A 15,789-nucleotide genomic window follows, 5' to 3' on the forward strand; every position below is an offset into this window, starting at 1 on the left:
CTCAGCGCGCCGCCTTGAACCGGCGCTCGACCAGCCGCAACGCGAAAAGCAGTGCATAGCCGGTCAACAGGTACATCGCCGTCACCACCAGATAGACTTCGACAATGCGGAACGTGTTGAAGTTGATCCACTGGGCGCCGTAGGTGAGCTCGGGTACCGAGATGACCGATGCCACGGACGTGTCCTTGAAGAGCGATATGAATGTGTTGGAAAGCGCCGGCAGGGTTATGCGCAGCATCGTCGGCAGGCGCACGTGGAGCAGCCTTTGCCATGGCGTCAGGCCGATTGCCTTGCCGGCGTCGAGCTGTCCGCGCGGCACCGCCTCGAGCCCCGAGCGAAACACCTCGACCAGGTAGGCGCCGCTGTAGAGCGATAGCGTGGCAATAAATGAGGTTTGCGCACTGTAGGCAATGTCGATCACCGTCGGCAGGCCGTAGAAGACCAGATAGACGAGCAGGATCAGCGGCACGTTGCGGATGAACTCGACATAGGCCGCGATGATGGTCCGCACCGCACGTCCGGCCGATACGTACCAGACCGCCAGAACGAGCCCGATGACGATGCCGATCGCGATCGAGATGACGGCCAGTTCGAGGCTTAACAGCAGTCCGCCCCAGAGCTTGTCGAAATGCCGCCAGATCAGGTTGAAGTTGAGGGTATAACCCATGCATCCCCGTCATAGAGGGCTGTGATGAGAGGGGGGCGGAAGGACGTTTGTCCTTCCGCCTGCTTGCATCAGATGACCGGGAAACCGGGATGGCGGGCCGGCGGCTCCTGTCCGAAATAATCCTTGAACGCAGCGTCGTAGAGTGCCGTTTCATGGCCGAACATGGCGATGGTGAAGGTCTGGTTGACGAAGGTCAGCCAGTCGAGGTCGCCCTGCCGCAGTGCGGCGCCATAAAGCATCGAGAACCAGCTCTTGCCGGCATCGAAGTATTTGTCCGGATTGCGCGAGGCGAGCCAGCGGACCGTTGACAGATCAACCGCGGCAGCGTCGACGCGCTTGGATTCCAGGGCCTGCAGCACGTTGGCCTGCGTGTCTATCTGCATCACCTGCGACTCCGGCAGCACGATATGCACATTTGCCTCGGCATCAACGTTTTGCAGGATGGAAATCCGGGTCGCCGAACCGGCGGCAAGCAGCTTGTCGAAGGTCTTGTTTTCGGCGTTCGGAAGGGTCAGCAAGGCGATGCCTTCGACGTAGTAGGGCCTGGAGAAGTGGATCAGCTGCGAGCGCTGGGCGGTCATGGTCATGAACTGGATGGTGATGTCGACCTTGTTGGTGGTCACGTTCGGAATGCGCTGAGCCGGATCCTGCATGACGAATTCGACTTTGGTCGGGTCGTCGAAGAGCCCCTTGGCGAGAATGCGACCCATGGTGATGTCCATGCCCACCAGTTCGCCGGCGTCGTTCTCGAAATGCCAGGGCGCATTGGTGCTGCCGGTGCCGACGATCACCTTGCCGCGCTCGAGGACGGTGCGCAGCAGGCTGTCCGGCGCTGCCTGGGCCGCCGCTTTCTGAACGTCGACCGCGGTAGCGGCGCTCATCACTCCGGCCGTTGCAAGCCCGGCCATTCCCAGTTTCAGAAATTCACGTCTTTTGGATGTGTCGTTCACGGCGACCTCCTTTCGTGTTGTGTTCCCCTTTGGACCAGCGATACAGGCATCGGTTGCAACTGATGTAATTGTCTCTTACAAGAGACGCCTGTACTCTGTACAAGACAGATTAACATCAGGGATCGATAATGCAAGATGGCAATGCATTGGCCGCTCGACCGGACGCCGGACTGGACGAAGACAAGACCTCGGGCTCTCGGGAGAAGGGTCTCAACCGGGTTCTCCAGATTTTGGAGTTTCTCCACACGACCCAGCGCGCGATCGGCGTTGGCGACCTTGCCAAAGGAGTGAACGCGCCGCGTTCGACGACTTATACGCTGGTGCGCTCGCTGGTCGACGCAGGCCTGCTTGAGATGGCCGGAGACGGCAATCGGGTCTATTTCGGAAAGAAGCTTTATCTCTACGGAATGGACTATGTGCGGGGCAACGACCTGCTCAGGCGAGGGCGCCAGGAAGTCGACCATCTGTCGCGCGAGACCGGCGAGACCTCGGAGCTGTGCATGCTGCAAAGCGGCCGCTACACCATCGTCCATTCAAGCCCGGGAACGAGGCCATTCAGGATCAGTTCGGCGACGGGTCTGCAAATACCGCTTCCCTGGACAGCTTCCGGGCGGCTGCTCCTCGCCGGGTTCGACAGGGCGGCGATCGAGGATATGGTCTCGGAAGACGATCTCGTGCTGCCGGACGGCCGCAGGTTGCGGCTCGACGATTTCATAGCTGACATCGCCGTCGCCAAGTCGGCCGGCTACTGCGTCACCTCCGGCCTTGTCGATGCCTATACGAAATGCCTGGCCGCGCCGGTTTTTTCAGCGCCGGGCAGGGTCGAGGCGACGATGTGCCTGGTGGTTCCGATCGATACCTCGACCGAAAAGACCGACGATCTGATAGCGTTGTTGCGCGAGCGCGCCGCACGGCTTTCGATCGCGGCATAGCGCTTTTCCAGCAGGCCGGCGCCGGCGTTCGTTCAAGCAATAATGTCTGGAATGATCTTGTCTTCCAGCGCCATCAGCCTGTCCTTCAGGAAAAGCTTCTTTTTCTTCATGCGCTGGATCTGCAGCGGGTCGCAATTCATGGCGATCATCGCATTGATGGCCGCATCGAAATCGGCGTGTTCCTGCTTCAGCCGGGAATATTCGAGGCGGATATCAGCCTGTTCCTGATCGGACATTTTTACCGTCTGCACGTCTGCGGCGCCCAAACACTGGGCCTGATTGGGCGGGACCGGGGCCTTCTTGCACCGGCGCGCAGCCCATACCACATTTCACATTGTCGTGGAATGCTACCACGCAGCATTCGACATCGGTGCTCGATGGTGGCACACTGTCATTATGCCGTCACAGAAGCGAGCCTGCGGTGGACGTGCCTTGGCGGCTGCAATCGAGGAAACCATGAAAGGGAGAACCAATCATGTCTCTTGCATCCCATCTTGATGAGCTGCAGCGGAAACACGGCGACATCGAACGGGAAATCGACGATGCGATGGCCCATCCATCGGTAGACGACCTCGAAATCGTGAATCTCAAGCGGCGCAAGCTGGCGCTCAAGGACGAGATTGAAAAACTGAAGGCGAAACCGACGACGCACTGAAGCCCTTCCAGGACTAGAAGCGCGCGCCGCCCGGCGCGCGTCCCTTTCCGGTGGCATACCGCTATGCTGCCGGAAATGCCTGTGGATTTGCGGCAAGCTGCCGTCTTGTCATTTCCGATTTGCTAGGCCTGCGCGCCAGTCGCCATTGACAAGCCATCTTTGCTCCTCCACCTCATGCCCGGACCTTCAAGATTAAAGGCAGCCGGCATGACCGGATATTTTTCCTCACCCTTCCCACGCCGCAGGTCGATCGGTGTCGATGTCGGCGGCGTGATTGTCGGCGGCGGCGCGCCGGTCGTCGTCCAGTCAATGACCAACACCGACACGGCCGATGTCGATCAGACGGTCGCACAGGTGGCGGCGCTGCATCGCGCCGGCTCCGAGATCGTGCGCATAACCGTCGATCGCGACGAAAGCGCTGCCGCCGTGCCGGCCATCCGCGAGCGGCTGGAACGACTCGGCATCGACGTGCCGCTGGTCGGCGATTTCCATTATATCGGCCACAAGCTCCTGGCCGACCACCCGGCCTGCGCCCAGGCACTGGCCAAATACCGCATCAATCCCGGCAATGTCGGCTTCAAGGACAAGAGAGACCGGCAGTTCGCCGCGATCGTCGAGATGGCGATCCGATACGACAAACCGGTGCGCATCGGCGTCAATTGGGGTTCGCTCGACCAGGACCTGCTGACCCGGCTGATGGACGACAACCAGGCCCAGGGCTTTCCGCTGACCGCCCAGGAAGTGACGCGCGAGGCAATCGTGCAGTCGGCAATCCTGTCGGCCGAAATGGCTGAAGAGATCGGCCTTGCCCGCGAGAAAATCATCCTGTCGGCCAAGGTCAGCGGCGTGCAGGATCTGATCGCCGTCTACACCGAGCTTGCCACCCGTTCCGACCATGCGCTGCACCTCGGCCTGACGGAGGCGGGCATGGGCTCGAAAGGCATCGTCGCCTCGTCCGCGGCCATGGGCATCCTGCTTCAGCAGGGCATTGGCGACACCATCCGCATCTCGCTGACGCCGGAGCCAAACGGCGACCGCACGCGCGAGGTGCAGGTGTCGCAAGAGCTGTTGCAGACCATGGGCTTCCGGCAGTTCGTGCCGATCGTCGCCGCCTGCCCGGGCTGCGGGCGCACAACCTCGACCGTGTTCCAGGAGCTTGCCCAGAACATCCAGGCCGACCTGCGCAAGAACATGCCCGTGTGGCGCGAACAATATCCCGGCGTCGAGAACCTCAAGGTCGCGGTGATGGGTTGCATCGTCAACGGTCCGGGCGAATCCAAGCACGCCGATATCGGCATTTCGCTGCCCGGCACCGGTGAGACGCCGACCGCCCCGGTGTTCGTCGACGGCAAGAAGGCGGCGACCCTGCGCGGCCCGTCGATCGCCGCGGATTTCGAGAAAATGGTTTCCGACTACATCGAACGGCGGTTTGGGCAACACGGCAAAGCCGCGGCGGAGTAGTTCGATGCGGCGTTTGCTTGGGGCGACGCTGGTTGTCATTTCCGGGCTGGGCTGGGCGGCGGCCGTCCAGGCCGATCCGCCGCGGCCCGCCAAGCAGAAGCTGATCGATCGAGTTTGCGATCTTATCGAGACGCATGCCGACCAGAACGGCCTGCCCCGGGATTTCTTTGCCCGGCTGATCTGGAAGGAGAGTCGTTTCGATCCCAACGCGGTCAGCCCCGTCGGCGCGGAGGGTATCGCCCAATTCATGCCGGGCACCGCCAAGATGCGCGGGCTCGCCAATTCGTTCGATATCGAGCAGGCTATCCCGGCCTCGGCAAAATATCTCGCCGAAATGAAGACCGGCTTTGGCAATCTGGGCCTCGCCGCCGCAGCCTACAATGCTGGCGAGAGCCGGGTGACGCGCTGGCTGAATTCCGGCGGATTCCTCCCGATGGAGACCGAAAGCTACGTCCTGGACGTTATGGGCGAGCCGGCCGACAAGTTCACCGATGCCGCGTATGCCGGCGTCATCCGGCCGCTCGACAAGAAGGCGAGTTTCGCTGCCGCTTGCCGCGAGCTGCCGGTGATCATGTCCAGAACCGTGCCGATGTCGTCGATCAACATCAAGCCGTGGGGCGTGCAGGTGGCCGGCAATTTCCGTCGCGCCGCGGCGCTCAATCAGTGGAGCAACGTGAAGCGCCGGTTTCCAGCCTTGCTCAGCGGTCGCGATCCGGTGGTCAGCCGGGTGCGCACACCGATCGGCAGACGCGGCATCTATGCGGTGCGGATCGGCGCCGACACTAAAGCCAAGGCCGACGATATTTGCCAGAAACTGCACAGCGTGGGCGGCGCATGCATCGTGGTGCGCAATCGGTAAGCCATATGTCGGTGCGTTTCGCGCCATTGCTGCCATCTTGCTCCCCGTGGGCACTTCGTCCTCGACACGTGAAATCATATTTTCGGTGAACCGTTAGCCAGGTCTTGCATCGTTGTCGATGCGGGGTAAGGTCCCCGCGATTTTTCGCGAAAGGGATCAGCATGGCCGGCTTCAAGACACTGGACGACATCGGCAATATCAGCGGCAAGCGTGTGCTGGTGCGTGTCGACCTCAACGTTCCCGTCACCGAGGGCAAGGTTACCGGCGCCACCCGCATCGAGCGCATTGCGCCGACCATCGCCGAGCTGTCCGGCAAGGGAGCCAAGGTCATCCTGCTTGCCCATTTCGGCCGGCCCAAGGATGGACCGGCGCCCGAATTCTCACTCGAACCGATCGCCAGGGCGACGGCGGACGTGCTCGGCCGCCCCGTCGGCTTTGCCGCCGACTGCATCGGCGACAAGGCCGCAAATGCCGTTGCTACCATGAACGGCGGCGACGTGCTGCTGCTCGAGAACACCCGCTTCCACAAGGGCGAGGAGAAGAACGACCCGGCCTTCACCGAAAAGCTCGCCGCTAATGGCGACATCTTCGTCAACGACGCCTTCTCCGCTGCGCACCGTGCCCATTCGTCGACAGAAGGGCTGGCGCATGTGCTGCCGGCCTTCGCTGGGCGCACCATGCAGGCCGAACTCGATGCGCTGGAAAAGGGGCTTGGCAATCCAGTCCGTCCGGTTGTCGCCATCGTCGGCGGCGCCAAAGTCTCGACCAAGATCGACCTGTTGATGAACCTTGTGAAGAAGGTCGACGCGCTGGTCATCGGCGGCGGCATGGCCAATACGTTTCTAGCGGCGCGCGGCACCGACGTCGGGAAATCGTTGTGCGAGCATGATCTCGCGACCACCGCCAAGCAGATCATGATCGAGGCGGCCGAGGCCGGCTGCGCCATCATCCTGCCCGCCGACGGCGTCGTCGCCAGGGAGTTCAAGGCCGGTGCTGCCAGCGAGACCGTCGCCATAGCAGACGTGCCGGCCGATGGCATGATCCTCGATGTCGGCGCGAAAACCGTGAAGACCATTGCCGAATGGATCGACCGCGCCGCGACGCTGGTCTGGAACGGGCCGCTCGGCGCCTTCGAAATCGAGCCATTCGACCACGCAACGGTGGCGACGGCCAGGCACGCGGCAGCGCGCACCAAGGCCGGCAGACTGGTCTCGGTCGCTGGCGGCGGCGACACGGTGGCAGCGCTCAATCATGCCGGCGTCAGCGATGATTTTACTTATGTATCGACGGCCGGCGGCGCTTTCCTCGAATGGATGGAAGGCAAGCCGTTGCCCGGCGTCGACGTCTTGAAGCGCTGAGCGCGACCGCAAGAGCAGGGCGAAGGAGTGCGCCCGCGCCTTTCAATCGATTCGCGCTTGTTTGACGAAATGGTTCGACTTGAACCTGCGTGGCTCTGGTGGTCTGCTGGGCGCGGATCAATTCTTTCAGGAGAAGCACGATGAACGAACGTCTCGAGGACATTGCCGCCGCGATGGTGGCCGACGGCAAAGGCTTGCTGGCGGCCGACGAAAGCTCCGGCACCATCAAGAAACGCTTCGACGTCATCGGCGTCGAGTCGACCGCCGACAGCCGGCGCGACTATCGCGAGATGATGTTCCGCGCCAGCGAGGCAATGACCAAATACATTTCCGGCGTCATCCTCTATGACGAGACCATCCACCAGAAGGCCGCCGACGGCACGCCGCTGGTCGACATCATCAAGGCATCAGGCGCCATCCCCGGCATCAAGGTCGACGCCGGCGCCAAGCCTCTGGCCGGCTTTCCCGGCGACACCATCACCGAAGGCCTGGACGGCCTGCGCGAACGCCTCGCCGACTATTACAAGCTCGGCGCCCGCTTTGCCAAATGGCGCGCGGTGATCGACATCGATGTTTCCAAGGGCGTGCCTTCCGCCACCTCGATCGGCTCGAACGCCCATGCGCTCGCCCGTTACGCCGCACTTTGCCAGGAAGCCGGCATCGTGCCGATCGTCGAGCCGGAGGTGCTGATGGACGGTGCCCACGACATCGACACGTGCTACGAGATCAGCAAGGCGACACTGACAAAGTTGTACACCGAGCTCTATGCGGCCCGCGTCGCGCTCGAAGGCACCATCCTGAAACCGAACATGGTCCTCGCCGGCAAGAAATCGGGCAAGGTCAGCAGCCCGGAGGAAGTTGCCGAAAGGACCATAAAACTGTTCCGCGAGACGGTGCCGGCGGCGATTGGAGGCATCGCCTTCCTTTCGGGCGGACAATCGGACGAGGAGGCGACCGCCAACCTCAATGCCATCAACGCCATCGGCCCGCATCCGTGGAAGCTGACCTTCTCCTATGGCCGCGCCTTGCAGGCCGCTCCGCAGAAGGCCTGGGGCGGCAAGGCAGCGAACGTCGCCGCCGCGCAGGCCGCCTTCGCCCATCGCGCCCACATGAATCATCTGGCAGCGCTTGGACAATGGCAGCCGAAGCTTGAGCAAGCCGCCTGACCGAAGACATCTTGCGTTTCTCCCGACCCGGGCCACGTGCCCGGGTTTTTGTTTGAAAGCAGCAAGGGCTGCAATTTTCCTGCAACTGAAATGCAGCCCGGTGTCGGTATTGCTCGCTGCCGAACGTCCTCCGTGAAAAGAGGAGCAGACCTATGCCAAACAACAAGATCGTTTCGCAGGAAGACTGGTTTCAGGCGCACAAGGCGCATCTGGCGCGCGAAAAGGAATTGACGCGCTTTCGCGATCGTGTCGCCGCCGAACGCCGCGAATTGCCGTGGCTGAAGATCCGCAAGGACTACGTCTTCGAGACCGAGCAAGGGCCAAAGAAACTGCCCGACCTGTTTGGCGGCAACAGCCAGCTGATCGTCTACCATTTCATGTTCGGGCCGGGCGCCGATTATCGCTGCGAAGGCTGCTCATTCCTTGCCGATCATATCGACGGCGCCAACCAGCATCTCAGGCACCACGATGTCTCACTTGTCGTGGTAGCGCGGGCGCCATTGGCCGAATTGCTGCCCTACAAGCAGCGTATGGGATGGAAATTCGACTGGGTGTCGTCCTACGCCTCGGACTTCAACTTCGATATGCAGGTGTCATTCACGGACAAGCAGATCGCGGCCGGCGATACGACCTACAATTTCGAGCGGCGTGCGCGAAACTCGAAAGACCTTCCTGGCGCCAGCGTATTCTATCGCGACGAGAAGGGCGACATCTTCCTGACCTTCGTCTTGCGCTCCCGAGGCGGCGATCCGCTGATCGGCGCCTATCATTATCTCGACCTGACGCCGAAGGGTCGCAACGAAACCGGCCCGCATCATAGCCTCGTCGACTGGGTGCGGCTGCATGACGAGTACGAAGATCAATCCGGGACACATGACTGCTGCCATTGAGGCGACAAGGGTGCCACTGTAAGGTCGTTCACCTCCAATGCAACATGCGCTAAGTGCTGTTCGCTACGCCCTAAAAGGGACTTGCCATGCGGCGCTTTCCGACCCTTCTCACCTGGCTCGCCTTTCCGGTCTATGTCTGGCAAGGACTTGGCGTGCGTCGCCGCACCACCCGCATGCTGCCGGCACAAGGTCCGGTCATGCACGAGACATCTGGCCTGACGCCAGCAATCTCGGTTCTGGTGCTTGGCGATTCCTCCGCCGCCTCGGTAGGCATCGGCAATTCCGAAAACGGATTGGCCGCGCAACTGGCCGTTCTGATTGCGCAACGCACCGGCCGCATCGTGCGCTGGCGGTCAGCCGGCTTCAACTCGGCAACCTCCGGCCAGATCCGCGATCATGTGCTGCCCAATCTATCGGCCGATCCGTGGACGCATATCGTGCTGGCCATCGGCACCAACGACACCAAGAATTTTCATTCGGTACCGCGGTTCAAGCGCGAGTTTGGCGGCCTGCTTTACGCGCTGCGCGCCAAATGGCCGGAGGCGCGCGTCGTGTGGTCGCCGGTGCTGGAGTTCACCCGGGCGCCGGCAATGCCGCCGCTGCTCGGCAAGATTCTCGAAATCCGTGCCGTCGAAATGAACCGGATGGGCGCGCGCCTTTGCCTCGAGCGCGGCGCCATACCGGCGCCCCGCCTGCCGATCACCGATGCCGAGGCCGGCTTCGCATCGGATGGATTTCATGCTTCGGAAGCCGGCTACCGAGCCTGGGCGGAACATCTGGTCAGCCTGGTGCTCGCCAACGAACCGGGCGTCGCGTAGCGGGCCGCCGGCACCAAAGCGCGTCGCGTTCGACTGGCCTCATCCGACGTGCTTCAGATCCTGTTTCCATGCATGTCGTTGTCGCAAAACCGCTGCACACTTTGCGCGACATGCATCACGTCCAGTGCCCGAGCACCGCCGTAATCGAAATCGCCGCCATCGCCAGCAGCGCCAGCTTCCAGAAATCGCTGCGCCGCTTCAGTCCGGGCCAGCCGAGCGGCTTGATGAGCTGGATGACCATCATGGCGATGATGACGAGCGCGAGAAGTTTCGACATGCCGCCTTTGATCAGCATCGCGGCTGGCTGTCAAAGCGGCTCCGAGATCGTCGTCTTTCCAGTGCGGCAGGCCTCTTTTCAGCACTGCCTGATCACGTCGGTCGACAAATCGAAACGCCGGTCAGGAGAGACGCACCCTCCTGACAGACTGCTGTCAGCAGGGGTGTGCGATAGTGCCTGCATCGAAAGAGAGGAGACCAGCCATGAACGGTTTTACCATTCTGCGAAGCGTGCAGCACTATGTCGGCAAGATCCGGACGATGCGCAATGAGATCCGCACCCAGCGGTTCATGAATACCCTGCCGGCGGACATCCGCAAGGATATTGGTTGGCCGGACATGTATGGCGACCGCCGCAATGGCGGCAATTGACGCAAGCTTTCTGGGTGGCGTTTTGGATGCAACCTGGCGACGAGCTGAAATGGGCATGCTGAAACCTCCTGACAGTATGGTGTCAGGAGGCTCGTGCCATAGTGCGATGGCCGCCCGAGACGGATGGCTGAGAGGACGATCGATGAATAGCTGGAGCGACGGGCTGAACACGCCTGGCATCAACGGCATAAAACCGTCGCCACGCACCCTCGGCGACGTCGTCGAAGGGCAGTCGATGCCGGTTCCTACAGCTCGCCAGGTCGATGCATTCATCCGCTCCATCCCCGAAGGCATGGATATCCGCGCTTTGCGCACCGTTCTCGCCATCGAGCACGGTGCCGAGGTGACATGTCCGGTCACCATCGGCTATCATCTGCGCACTGTCGCCGAGGCCGCCAACAAGGATCTTGAGCGTGGCATGGCGCTGAGCGACATTGCGCCGTTCTGGCGGGTGCTCGACGCAAGCATGCCGACAACTAGGAAACTGTCCTTCGGCGTGGCCTTCGTCGCCGCGCAGCGCAAGCGCGAAGGGCTGGAACGATAGACGCCGAGGGTCCATACGATGCGCCGCGCCGACAGGCTCTTTCAGATCGTGCAGCATCTGCGTGGTGGCCGTCTGGTCACTGCCCAGAAGCTGGGCACGTGGCTCGAGGTTTCCGAGCGGACGATCTATCGCGACATCGCCGACCTGCAGTCGACCGGCGTGCCGATCGACGGCGAGGCCGGTGTCGGCTACATGATGAGGGAGGGTTTCGACCTTCCGCCGCTGATGTTCACGCGTGACGAGATCGTCGCGCTGGTCGCCGGCGCCCGCATGGTGCGCGCCTTTGGCGGCGCGGCCATGGCACGAGCCGCCGACGAGGCGCTGGTTAAGATAGGCGCCGTGTTGCCCGACGCCGAAAAGGACCGCATCGCCCGTACCGAGATCCACACGCCGATGTGGGTGGTAAGCGATGCCGCCCGCGAAGCCATCGACCTGATCGAGCGGTCCATCGAGAAACGTCAGGTGCTGACCATCGACTATTCGGATGAGGCCGGCCGCAGCACCGCGCGCGACATCCGCCCGCTCGGCCTGTGGTTCTGGGGCAAGGTGTGGACCTTGGTCGCCTGGTGCGAGATGCGCAGCGATTTCCGCGCTTTCCGCATTGACCGCATCGCCTCGGTGGTCATCGCCGGCCGCACCTTCAAGCCGGAGCGCGGCAAGCAGCTCGCCGATTTCTATCGCGCGGTGGAGCGCAGCGAGGATTACGGCATGGCGCCGGACCGGGCGGCGCGGAGCTGACACGGAAGATCACAAAAAAGCCCGCTTGAAAGCGGTCTCAGACCGCTGACAAACCCCGCCGATTCGGCCGGCTTGAAAGCGGGCGTTTTGTTTTGGATGCGAGATGCCTACTCCTCTTCGTCGGCATCCTTGTCCTTCGACTTTAGCGCCGAAAGCTTGGCGAAGACGGCGTTGGCGTCGAGTTCCTGGTCCTCGTCTTTCGGCTTTTCCGGCGCCGGCACCAGTCGTTCGGTCAAGGCGGCCGGCAGCAGCGTATCGCCGACCGGCTGCGCCTGCTCACGGCCGCGCGAGGCGCGGTTGATTTCCATATCGAGGTCGATCTGCGACGTCAGGCCGAGTGTCACTGGATCCATCGGCTGGAGATTGGCGGAGTTCCAGTGCTTTCTGTCGCGGATCTGGTCGATCGTCGACTTCGTCGTGCCGACAAGGCGGGCAATCTGCGCATCCTTGAGCTCGGGATGGTTGCGCACCAGCCAGAGGATGGCGTTGGGCCGGTCCTGGCGCTTCGACAGCGGCGTGTAGCGCGGACCCTTGCGCTTGGACTCCGGCACACGCACCTTGGGATCGGAGAGCTTCAGTCGGTGGTTCGGGTCCTTCTCGGCGCGCGCGATCTCGTCGCGAGTTAGCTGGCCGGTCATGATCGGGTCCATGCCCTTGATGCCTTGCGCCGACTCGCCGTCGGCGATCGCCTTGACCTCAAGCGGATGCAGTCCGCAGAACTGCGCGATCTGCTCGAAGGAGAGCGCTGTGTTGTCAACCAGCCAGACGGCGGTCGCCTTTGGCATCAGCAGCGTATTGGCCATCACAAAATCCTTCTCGTTCGCCCGCGTTCCCGCGCGGGCGGTGGTTTAGAGCCACCAAAATGGGAAAATCGCGGTCTATATAACCGCTCGCTCGCCGTTTCGCAATGTTTTTGGGAGGCGCGTGTCAAGGACGGCCGGCAGACCGCGACGGGATCGGCAGATGACGCCATGCAGTCGAAAGCTTCAAAAAGACAAAGCCCGCCAGACCAAGGTCGGGCGGGCTCGGAACCGGCGACGGAAATCCGTCTGCTGCGGCTCTGGCTTCTAAAGCTTGATCCCGAACCGCGGCTCGGCGTTGCCGAAAAGCAGCGCCCGGTCTTCGGGCGGGATCGTGCTCGAGATCAAAGCCCTTTGCGGGCGATTCTCTCGATGTCGCCGCGGTTGATGCCGAGGTCGTTGAGCTGACGAACATTCAGCCGGTTCAGTTCGCGCACGGTTTCGTTGTACATGCGCCAGTTACGGAAAGCGCGGATCGGGTTCATGATAGTCCTCCATCGTTTTGATGCCGCGTAAATAGGCATCGGCGATGAAAAATTGAACAGACGCTTTTGCATGGCCGCAATGCGTTTGTTGCATTGCACCATTAAGCTTTCGTTCAGCCTGTTTGCGGGCCATCAGGCGACATCGAGCACAATCTTGCCGATGTGCTCACCCTCCTCCATCCGCTCATGCGCCCGCCACGCTTCCTTGAGCGGGAAGATCGTATCCATCACCGGCGCAACCTTGCGCGTGCCGAGCAGCGGCCAAACCTGCGCCTCCAGCGCAGCCGCAACTGCCGCCTTGAACTCCACGGTGCGTGGCCTGAGCAGCGATCCTGTGTGCACGAGCCGCTTGGCCATGATCTTGAAGAAATCGGCGCTCGCCACCGCCCCGCCCTGCGTCGCGATCTGGACGATGCGGCCTTCCATGGCTGCAGCCTCATAGTTTCGCGCCACATAGTCGCCGCCGACCATGTCGAGGATGACATTGGCACCCTTGCCGCCGGTTGCCTCCTTGACTGCGGCGACGAAGTCCTCCTCGCGGTAGTTGATCGCCCGGTCGGCGCCGAGCTTGAGGCAGGCGTCGCATTTCTCCTTGCTGCCGGCGGTGGTGACGACATAGGCGCCGAAAGCGGCAGCAAGCTGGATCGCCGTGGTGCCGATACCCGACGAGCCGCCATGCACGAGCAGGGTCTCGCCGCTCTTCAGGCCGCCGCGCTCGAAGACATTGTGCCAAACAGTGAAGTAGTTCTCCGGCAACGCCGCCGCTTCGGTGTAGGTAAAGCCGGCGGGCAGCGGCAGCACGCTGCCGGCGTGCACTCTGACATATTCGGCATAGCCGCCGCCCGCCGTCAGCGCACAGACCCGATCGCCGACGCGCCAGCGCGATATCTCATCACCAAGGGCAGCGACTTCGCCTGCTGCTTCCAGGCCCGGCAGATCCGACGCTCCCGGCGGTGGCGGATAGGCGCCCTTGCGCTGTTGCACGTCCGGCCGGTTGACGCCGGCGGCCCGCACCCGGATCAGGATCTCGCCGGGACCGGGAACCGGTACGTCGCGGGTTTCCGCTTTCAGCACCCGCGGCCCGCCCGGTTCCGATATGGCGATCGCCATCATCTTCGCCGGAATTTTCTGTGCGTTCGCCATGAATTTTCCCGTCGTGCTCCGCCGGTTTCTCGTGCCAGCTCTTGCCCGCCATTTGCATCCATACCCTTGCCCTATGTATGCTCATTGGCAAATCAGGCAAATGGGCAATCACGGAGGAGCGACGATGGCGATCTTCGACGACGAACCCAAGAAGAAAGCGCGCCCGCACGAGATCGGGCAGGATCTGTCGCTGCTTTCTGTCGATGAATTGTCCGAACGGATCGGCATCCTGCGCGACGAGATCGCCCGGCTGGAAGCCGAGCTCAAGACCAAGGGCTCGACCAAGTCGGCGGCAGAGGCGCTGTTTCGCCGTGGGTAGTTACTGCGGGTAATTCCAAAAGCTCGGGCACGCCGCCGAAAAGCCCGAATGCCGCTGTCTCCAGACTTGTGCCCTAAACCCCAGCCGGATTGAAAAATGTTCGCAAGCTACAGACCGATCCTCTCGCTGCTGCGCGGCACCGCGTTCCTGTTGGCGGCATCCGGACTGCACGGTCTGCTGTTGCCGCTGCGCGGCCAGGTGGAGGGCTTCTCGACGGCATCGCTCGGCCTGATGGGCACGGCTTGGGCCGGCGGCTTCGTCACCGGCTGCTTCTTTGCGCCACGCATCGTGCGCCGCGCCGGTCATGTCAGGGCTTTCGGCGCCTTTGCCGCATCGGGAGCGATCGTCGCACTGCTCACCGGCCTGATCATCGACGAATATACCTGGATCCTGCTGCGCGCCTTCACCGGCTTCACCATGGCCGGCGCCTTCATGGTCATCGAAAGCTGGCTCAACGAGAAGGCCACCAACGAAAACCGCGGCACCGTCTTCGGCCTCTACATGATGGTCACCTATGCCTCGATCATGGGCGGTCAGATGATCGTTGCCGGCGGCGATGTGAGATCGGCGTCGCTGTTCATGATCACCGGCATTCTGTTCTGCCTGTCGCTGATCCCGACGGCGGTCTCGACGGCGTCTCACCCCAAGCCGCTGCAGGACGTGTCGCTTGACGTCAAGGGGCTCTACGTCAATTCGCCGGTGTCGGCGATCGCTTGCGTGCTGATCGGCATCGCCAACGGCGCCTGGGGTACACTTGGTGCCGTCTATGGAGCGCGCATCGGCATCTCGACAGCCGAGATCGCGCTGATGATGAGCCTCGTGGTCATCGCCGGCGCTGCCATGCAGCTTCCGGCCGGGCGGCTCTCCGACACGACGGACCGTCGTTTCGTGCTGGCGGGCGCGGCCTTCGGCGCTGCGCTGTTTGCCATCGCCATCTTCCTGTTCGAACCGCGCTCCGGCGTCTTCGTCATCGTCTGCACCGCCGCCTACGGCGCCTTCGCCTACACGCTCTATTCGATCGCGGTGGCGCATGCCAATGACCATGCGCGATCGGAGGACTTCGTCAAAGTGTCGGGCGGCCTGCTGCTGCTTTATGGCTTCGGCACGATGATCGGTCCGCTGGTGGCCGCCGGCCTGATGGGCTGGATGCGCCCTGAGGGGCTGTTCCTGGCCACTGCGCTCGCGCATCTCAGCCTGGCTGGCTATACGCTGCTGCGCATCAGCCGTCGCGCGCCGGTGCCGATCGAAGGCCGCGATGCCTTCAAGACCCAGCCCGCCGATCGCTCGGTGACGCCGGAAGCGTTGCGGCTCGACCCGCGTAGAAAAGCTGAAGCCGACAGTTGAGATTCGAGGCGC

General features: G+C 62.5%; 20 protein-coding genes. 13 read left to right on the forward strand and 7 right to left on the reverse strand.

What is annotated here, in order from left to right:
• Position 1 precedes the first annotated feature (1 nt).
• Complete coding sequence (locus NKI63_RS08795) at positions 2 to 667, reverse strand: amino acid ABC transporter permease (protein ID WP_352650808.1); 666 nt, start codon at positions 665 to 667, stop codon at positions 2 to 4.
• 68 nt (positions 668 to 735) lie between these two features.
• On the reverse strand, positions 736 to 1,617 hold the full coding sequence (locus tag NKI63_RS08800) for a transporter substrate-binding protein (protein ID WP_254816528.1): 882 nt from the start codon (positions 1,615 to 1,617) through the stop codon (positions 736 to 738).
• A gap of 128 nt (positions 1,618 to 1,745) precedes the next feature.
• Here NKI63_RS08800 and NKI63_RS08805 point away from each other — a divergent pair, with 128 nt between their 5' ends.
• A complete protein-coding gene (locus tag NKI63_RS08805) occupies positions 1,746 to 2,549 on the forward strand; it encodes an IclR family transcriptional regulator (RefSeq protein ID WP_352504995.1) in 804 nt (267 codons plus the stop codon).
• A gap of 32 nt (positions 2,550 to 2,581) precedes the next feature.
• Here NKI63_RS08805 and NKI63_RS08810 read toward each other — a convergent pair whose 3' ends face one another.
• Positions 2,582 to 2,785, reverse strand: a complete 204-nt coding sequence (locus tag NKI63_RS08810; protein ID WP_023678480.1) for a YdcH family protein — start codon at positions 2,783 to 2,785, stop codon at positions 2,582 to 2,584.
• 239 nt (positions 2,786 to 3,024) lie between these two features.
• On the opposite strand from NKI63_RS08810, the gene NKI63_RS08815 reads away from it, so the two are divergent.
• The 7 genes from NKI63_RS08815 to NKI63_RS08845 all read left to right on the forward strand — a co-directional run bounded on the left by NKI63_RS08815 (position 3,025) and on the right by NKI63_RS08845 (position 9,756).
• Positions 3,025 to 3,204: a YdcH family protein gene (locus NKI63_RS08815; RefSeq protein WP_254816530.1), complete on the forward strand. Its 180-nt coding sequence runs from the start codon at positions 3,025 to 3,027 to the stop codon at positions 3,202 to 3,204.
• Between the two features lie 207 nt (positions 3,205 to 3,411).
• Positions 3,412 to 4,665 carry a flavodoxin-dependent (E)-4-hydroxy-3-methylbut-2-enyl-diphosphate synthase gene (ispG, locus tag NKI63_RS08820; protein WP_352504996.1) on the forward strand — a complete coding sequence of 418 codons (1,254 nt, stop codon included), beginning with the start codon at positions 3,412 to 3,414 and terminating at the stop codon, positions 4,663 to 4,665.
• 4 nt (positions 4,666 to 4,669) lie between these two features.
• Entirely contained in the window at positions 4,670 to 5,524 is an 855-nt protein-coding gene (locus NKI63_RS08825) for a lytic transglycosylase domain-containing protein (RefSeq protein WP_352504997.1), read from the forward strand.
• Between the two features lie 161 nt (positions 5,525 to 5,685).
• Complete coding sequence (locus NKI63_RS08830) at positions 5,686 to 6,882, forward strand: phosphoglycerate kinase (RefSeq protein WP_352821116.1); 1,197 nt, start codon at positions 5,686 to 5,688, stop codon at positions 6,880 to 6,882.
• Between the two features lie 140 nt (positions 6,883 to 7,022).
• Positions 7,023 to 8,048, forward strand: coding sequence for a class I fructose-bisphosphate aldolase (locus NKI63_RS08835; RefSeq protein WP_352739602.1), 1,026 nt, complete (start codon positions 7,023 to 7,025; stop codon positions 8,046 to 8,048).
• Positions 8,049 to 8,200: 152 nt separating this feature from the next.
• The gene (locus NKI63_RS08840) at positions 8,201 to 8,938 is read left to right on the forward strand and encodes a DUF899 domain-containing protein (RefSeq protein WP_254816535.1); all 738 of its coding nucleotides are present in this window, start codon (positions 8,201 to 8,203) and stop codon (positions 8,936 to 8,938) included.
• Between the two features lie 86 nt (positions 8,939 to 9,024).
• Entirely contained in the window at positions 9,025 to 9,756 is a 732-nt protein-coding gene (locus NKI63_RS08845; protein WP_352821119.1) for an SGNH/GDSL hydrolase family protein, read from the forward strand.
• A gap of 115 nt (positions 9,757 to 9,871) precedes the next feature.
• Here NKI63_RS08845 and NKI63_RS08850 read toward each other — a convergent pair whose 3' ends face one another.
• Positions 9,872 to 10,033 carry a hypothetical protein gene (locus NKI63_RS08850; RefSeq protein WP_008873884.1) on the reverse strand — a complete coding sequence of 54 codons (162 nt, stop codon included), beginning with the start codon at positions 10,031 to 10,033 and terminating at the stop codon, positions 9,872 to 9,874.
• A 203-nt stretch (positions 10,034 to 10,236) separates the two neighbouring features.
• On the opposite strand from NKI63_RS08850, the gene NKI63_RS08855 reads away from it, so the two are divergent.
• The 3 genes from NKI63_RS08855 to NKI63_RS08865 all read left to right on the forward strand — a co-directional run bounded on the left by NKI63_RS08855 (position 10,237) and on the right by NKI63_RS08865 (position 11,686).
• The gene (locus NKI63_RS08855) at positions 10,237 to 10,404 is read left to right on the forward strand and encodes a hypothetical protein (RefSeq protein WP_254816537.1); all 168 of its coding nucleotides are present in this window, start codon (positions 10,237 to 10,239) and stop codon (positions 10,402 to 10,404) included.
• Between the two features lie 142 nt (positions 10,405 to 10,546).
• Entirely contained in the window at positions 10,547 to 10,948 is a 402-nt protein-coding gene (locus NKI63_RS08860; protein ID WP_352821122.1) for a hypothetical protein, read from the forward strand.
• 18 nt (positions 10,949 to 10,966) lie between these two features.
• Complete coding sequence (locus tag NKI63_RS08865; RefSeq protein WP_254816539.1) at positions 10,967 to 11,686, forward strand: helix-turn-helix transcriptional regulator; 720 nt, start codon at positions 10,967 to 10,969, stop codon at positions 11,684 to 11,686.
• 107 nt (positions 11,687 to 11,793) lie between these two features.
• Here the strand turns inward: NKI63_RS08865 and NKI63_RS08870 are convergent, their stop codons facing one another.
• From NKI63_RS08870 to NKI63_RS08880, 3 genes are all read right to left on the reverse strand, one after another.
• A complete protein-coding gene (locus NKI63_RS08870; RefSeq protein ID WP_254816540.1) occupies positions 11,794 to 12,489 on the reverse strand; it encodes a DUF1013 domain-containing protein in 696 nt (231 codons plus the stop codon).
• 341 nt (positions 12,490 to 12,830) lie between these two features.
• A complete protein-coding gene (locus NKI63_RS08875) occupies positions 12,831 to 12,971 on the reverse strand; it encodes a DUF1127 domain-containing protein (protein ID WP_352751194.1) in 141 nt (46 codons plus the stop codon).
• A gap of 132 nt (positions 12,972 to 13,103) precedes the next feature.
• On the reverse strand, positions 13,104 to 14,114 hold the full coding sequence (locus NKI63_RS08880) for an NAD(P)H-quinone oxidoreductase (protein ID WP_352452476.1): 1,011 nt from the start codon (positions 14,112 to 14,114) through the stop codon (positions 13,104 to 13,106).
• Positions 14,115 to 14,238: 124 nt separating this feature from the next.
• Between NKI63_RS08880 and NKI63_RS08885 the strand changes: the two genes are divergently transcribed.
• Complete coding sequence (locus NKI63_RS08885) at positions 14,239 to 14,433, forward strand: DUF1192 domain-containing protein (RefSeq protein WP_023678495.1); 195 nt, start codon at positions 14,239 to 14,241, stop codon at positions 14,431 to 14,433.
• Between the two features lie 96 nt (positions 14,434 to 14,529).
• Positions 14,530 to 15,777, forward strand: a complete 1,248-nt coding sequence (locus NKI63_RS08890; RefSeq protein ID WP_023678496.1) for an MFS transporter — start codon at positions 14,530 to 14,532, stop codon at positions 15,775 to 15,777.
• Positions 15,778 to 15,789: the final 12 nt, after the last annotated feature.

It is taken from the genome of Mesorhizobium sp. M0410 (genome assembly GCF_040321435.1).
Classification (GTDB): Bacteria; Pseudomonadota; Alphaproteobacteria; order Rhizobiales; family Rhizobiaceae; genus Mesorhizobium.

Coding starts and splice junctions, on each gene's coding strand:
- NKI63_RS08795 (WP_352650808.1), bottom strand. CDS start 667: ATGGGTTATACCCTCAACTTCAACCTGATCTGGCGGCATTTCGACAAG.
- NKI63_RS08805 (WP_352504995.1), top strand. CDS start 1,746: ATGCAAGATGGCAATGCATTGGCCGCTCGACCGGACGCCGGACTGGAC.
- NKI63_RS08810 (WP_023678480.1), bottom strand. CDS start 2,785: ATGTCCGATCAGGAACAGGCTGATATCCGCCTCGAATATTCCCGGCTG.
- NKI63_RS08815 (WP_254816530.1), top strand. CDS start 3,025: ATGTCTCTTGCATCCCATCTTGATGAGCTGCAGCGGAAACACGGCGAC.
- ispG (WP_352504996.1), top strand. CDS start 3,412: ATGACCGGATATTTTTCCTCACCCTTCCCACGCCGCAGGTCGATCGGT.
- NKI63_RS08825 (WP_352504997.1), top strand. CDS start 4,670: ATGCGGCGTTTGCTTGGGGCGACGCTGGTTGTCATTTCCGGGCTGGGC.
- NKI63_RS08830 (WP_352821116.1), top strand. CDS start 5,686: ATGGCCGGCTTCAAGACACTGGACGACATCGGCAATATCAGCGGCAAG.
- NKI63_RS08835 (WP_352739602.1), top strand. CDS start 7,023: ATGAACGAACGTCTCGAGGACATTGCCGCCGCGATGGTGGCCGACGGC.
- NKI63_RS08840 (WP_254816535.1), top strand. CDS start 8,201: ATGCCAAACAACAAGATCGTTTCGCAGGAAGACTGGTTTCAGGCGCAC.
- NKI63_RS08845 (WP_352821119.1), top strand. CDS start 9,025: ATGCGGCGCTTTCCGACCCTTCTCACCTGGCTCGCCTTTCCGGTCTAT.
- NKI63_RS08850 (WP_008873884.1), bottom strand. CDS start 10,033: ATGTCGAAACTTCTCGCGCTCGTCATCATCGCCATGATGGTCATCCAG.
- NKI63_RS08855 (WP_254816537.1), top strand. CDS start 10,237: ATGAACGGTTTTACCATTCTGCGAAGCGTGCAGCACTATGTCGGCAAG.
- NKI63_RS08860 (WP_352821122.1), top strand. CDS start 10,547: ATGAATAGCTGGAGCGACGGGCTGAACACGCCTGGCATCAACGGCATA.
- NKI63_RS08865 (WP_254816539.1), top strand. CDS start 10,967: ATGCGCCGCGCCGACAGGCTCTTTCAGATCGTGCAGCATCTGCGTGGT.
- NKI63_RS08870 (WP_254816540.1), bottom strand. CDS start 12,489: ATGGCCAATACGCTGCTGATGCCAAAGGCGACCGCCGTCTGGCTGGTT.
- NKI63_RS08875 (WP_352751194.1), bottom strand. CDS start 12,971: ATGAACCCGATCCGCGCTTTCCGTAACTGGCGCATGTACAACGAAACC.
- NKI63_RS08880 (WP_352452476.1), bottom strand. CDS start 14,114: ATGGCGAACGCACAGAAAATTCCGGCGAAGATGATGGCGATCGCCATA.
- NKI63_RS08885 (WP_023678495.1), top strand. CDS start 14,239: ATGGCGATCTTCGACGACGAACCCAAGAAGAAAGCGCGCCCGCACGAG.
- NKI63_RS08890 (WP_023678496.1), top strand. CDS start 14,530: ATGTTCGCAAGCTACAGACCGATCCTCTCGCTGCTGCGCGGCACCGCG.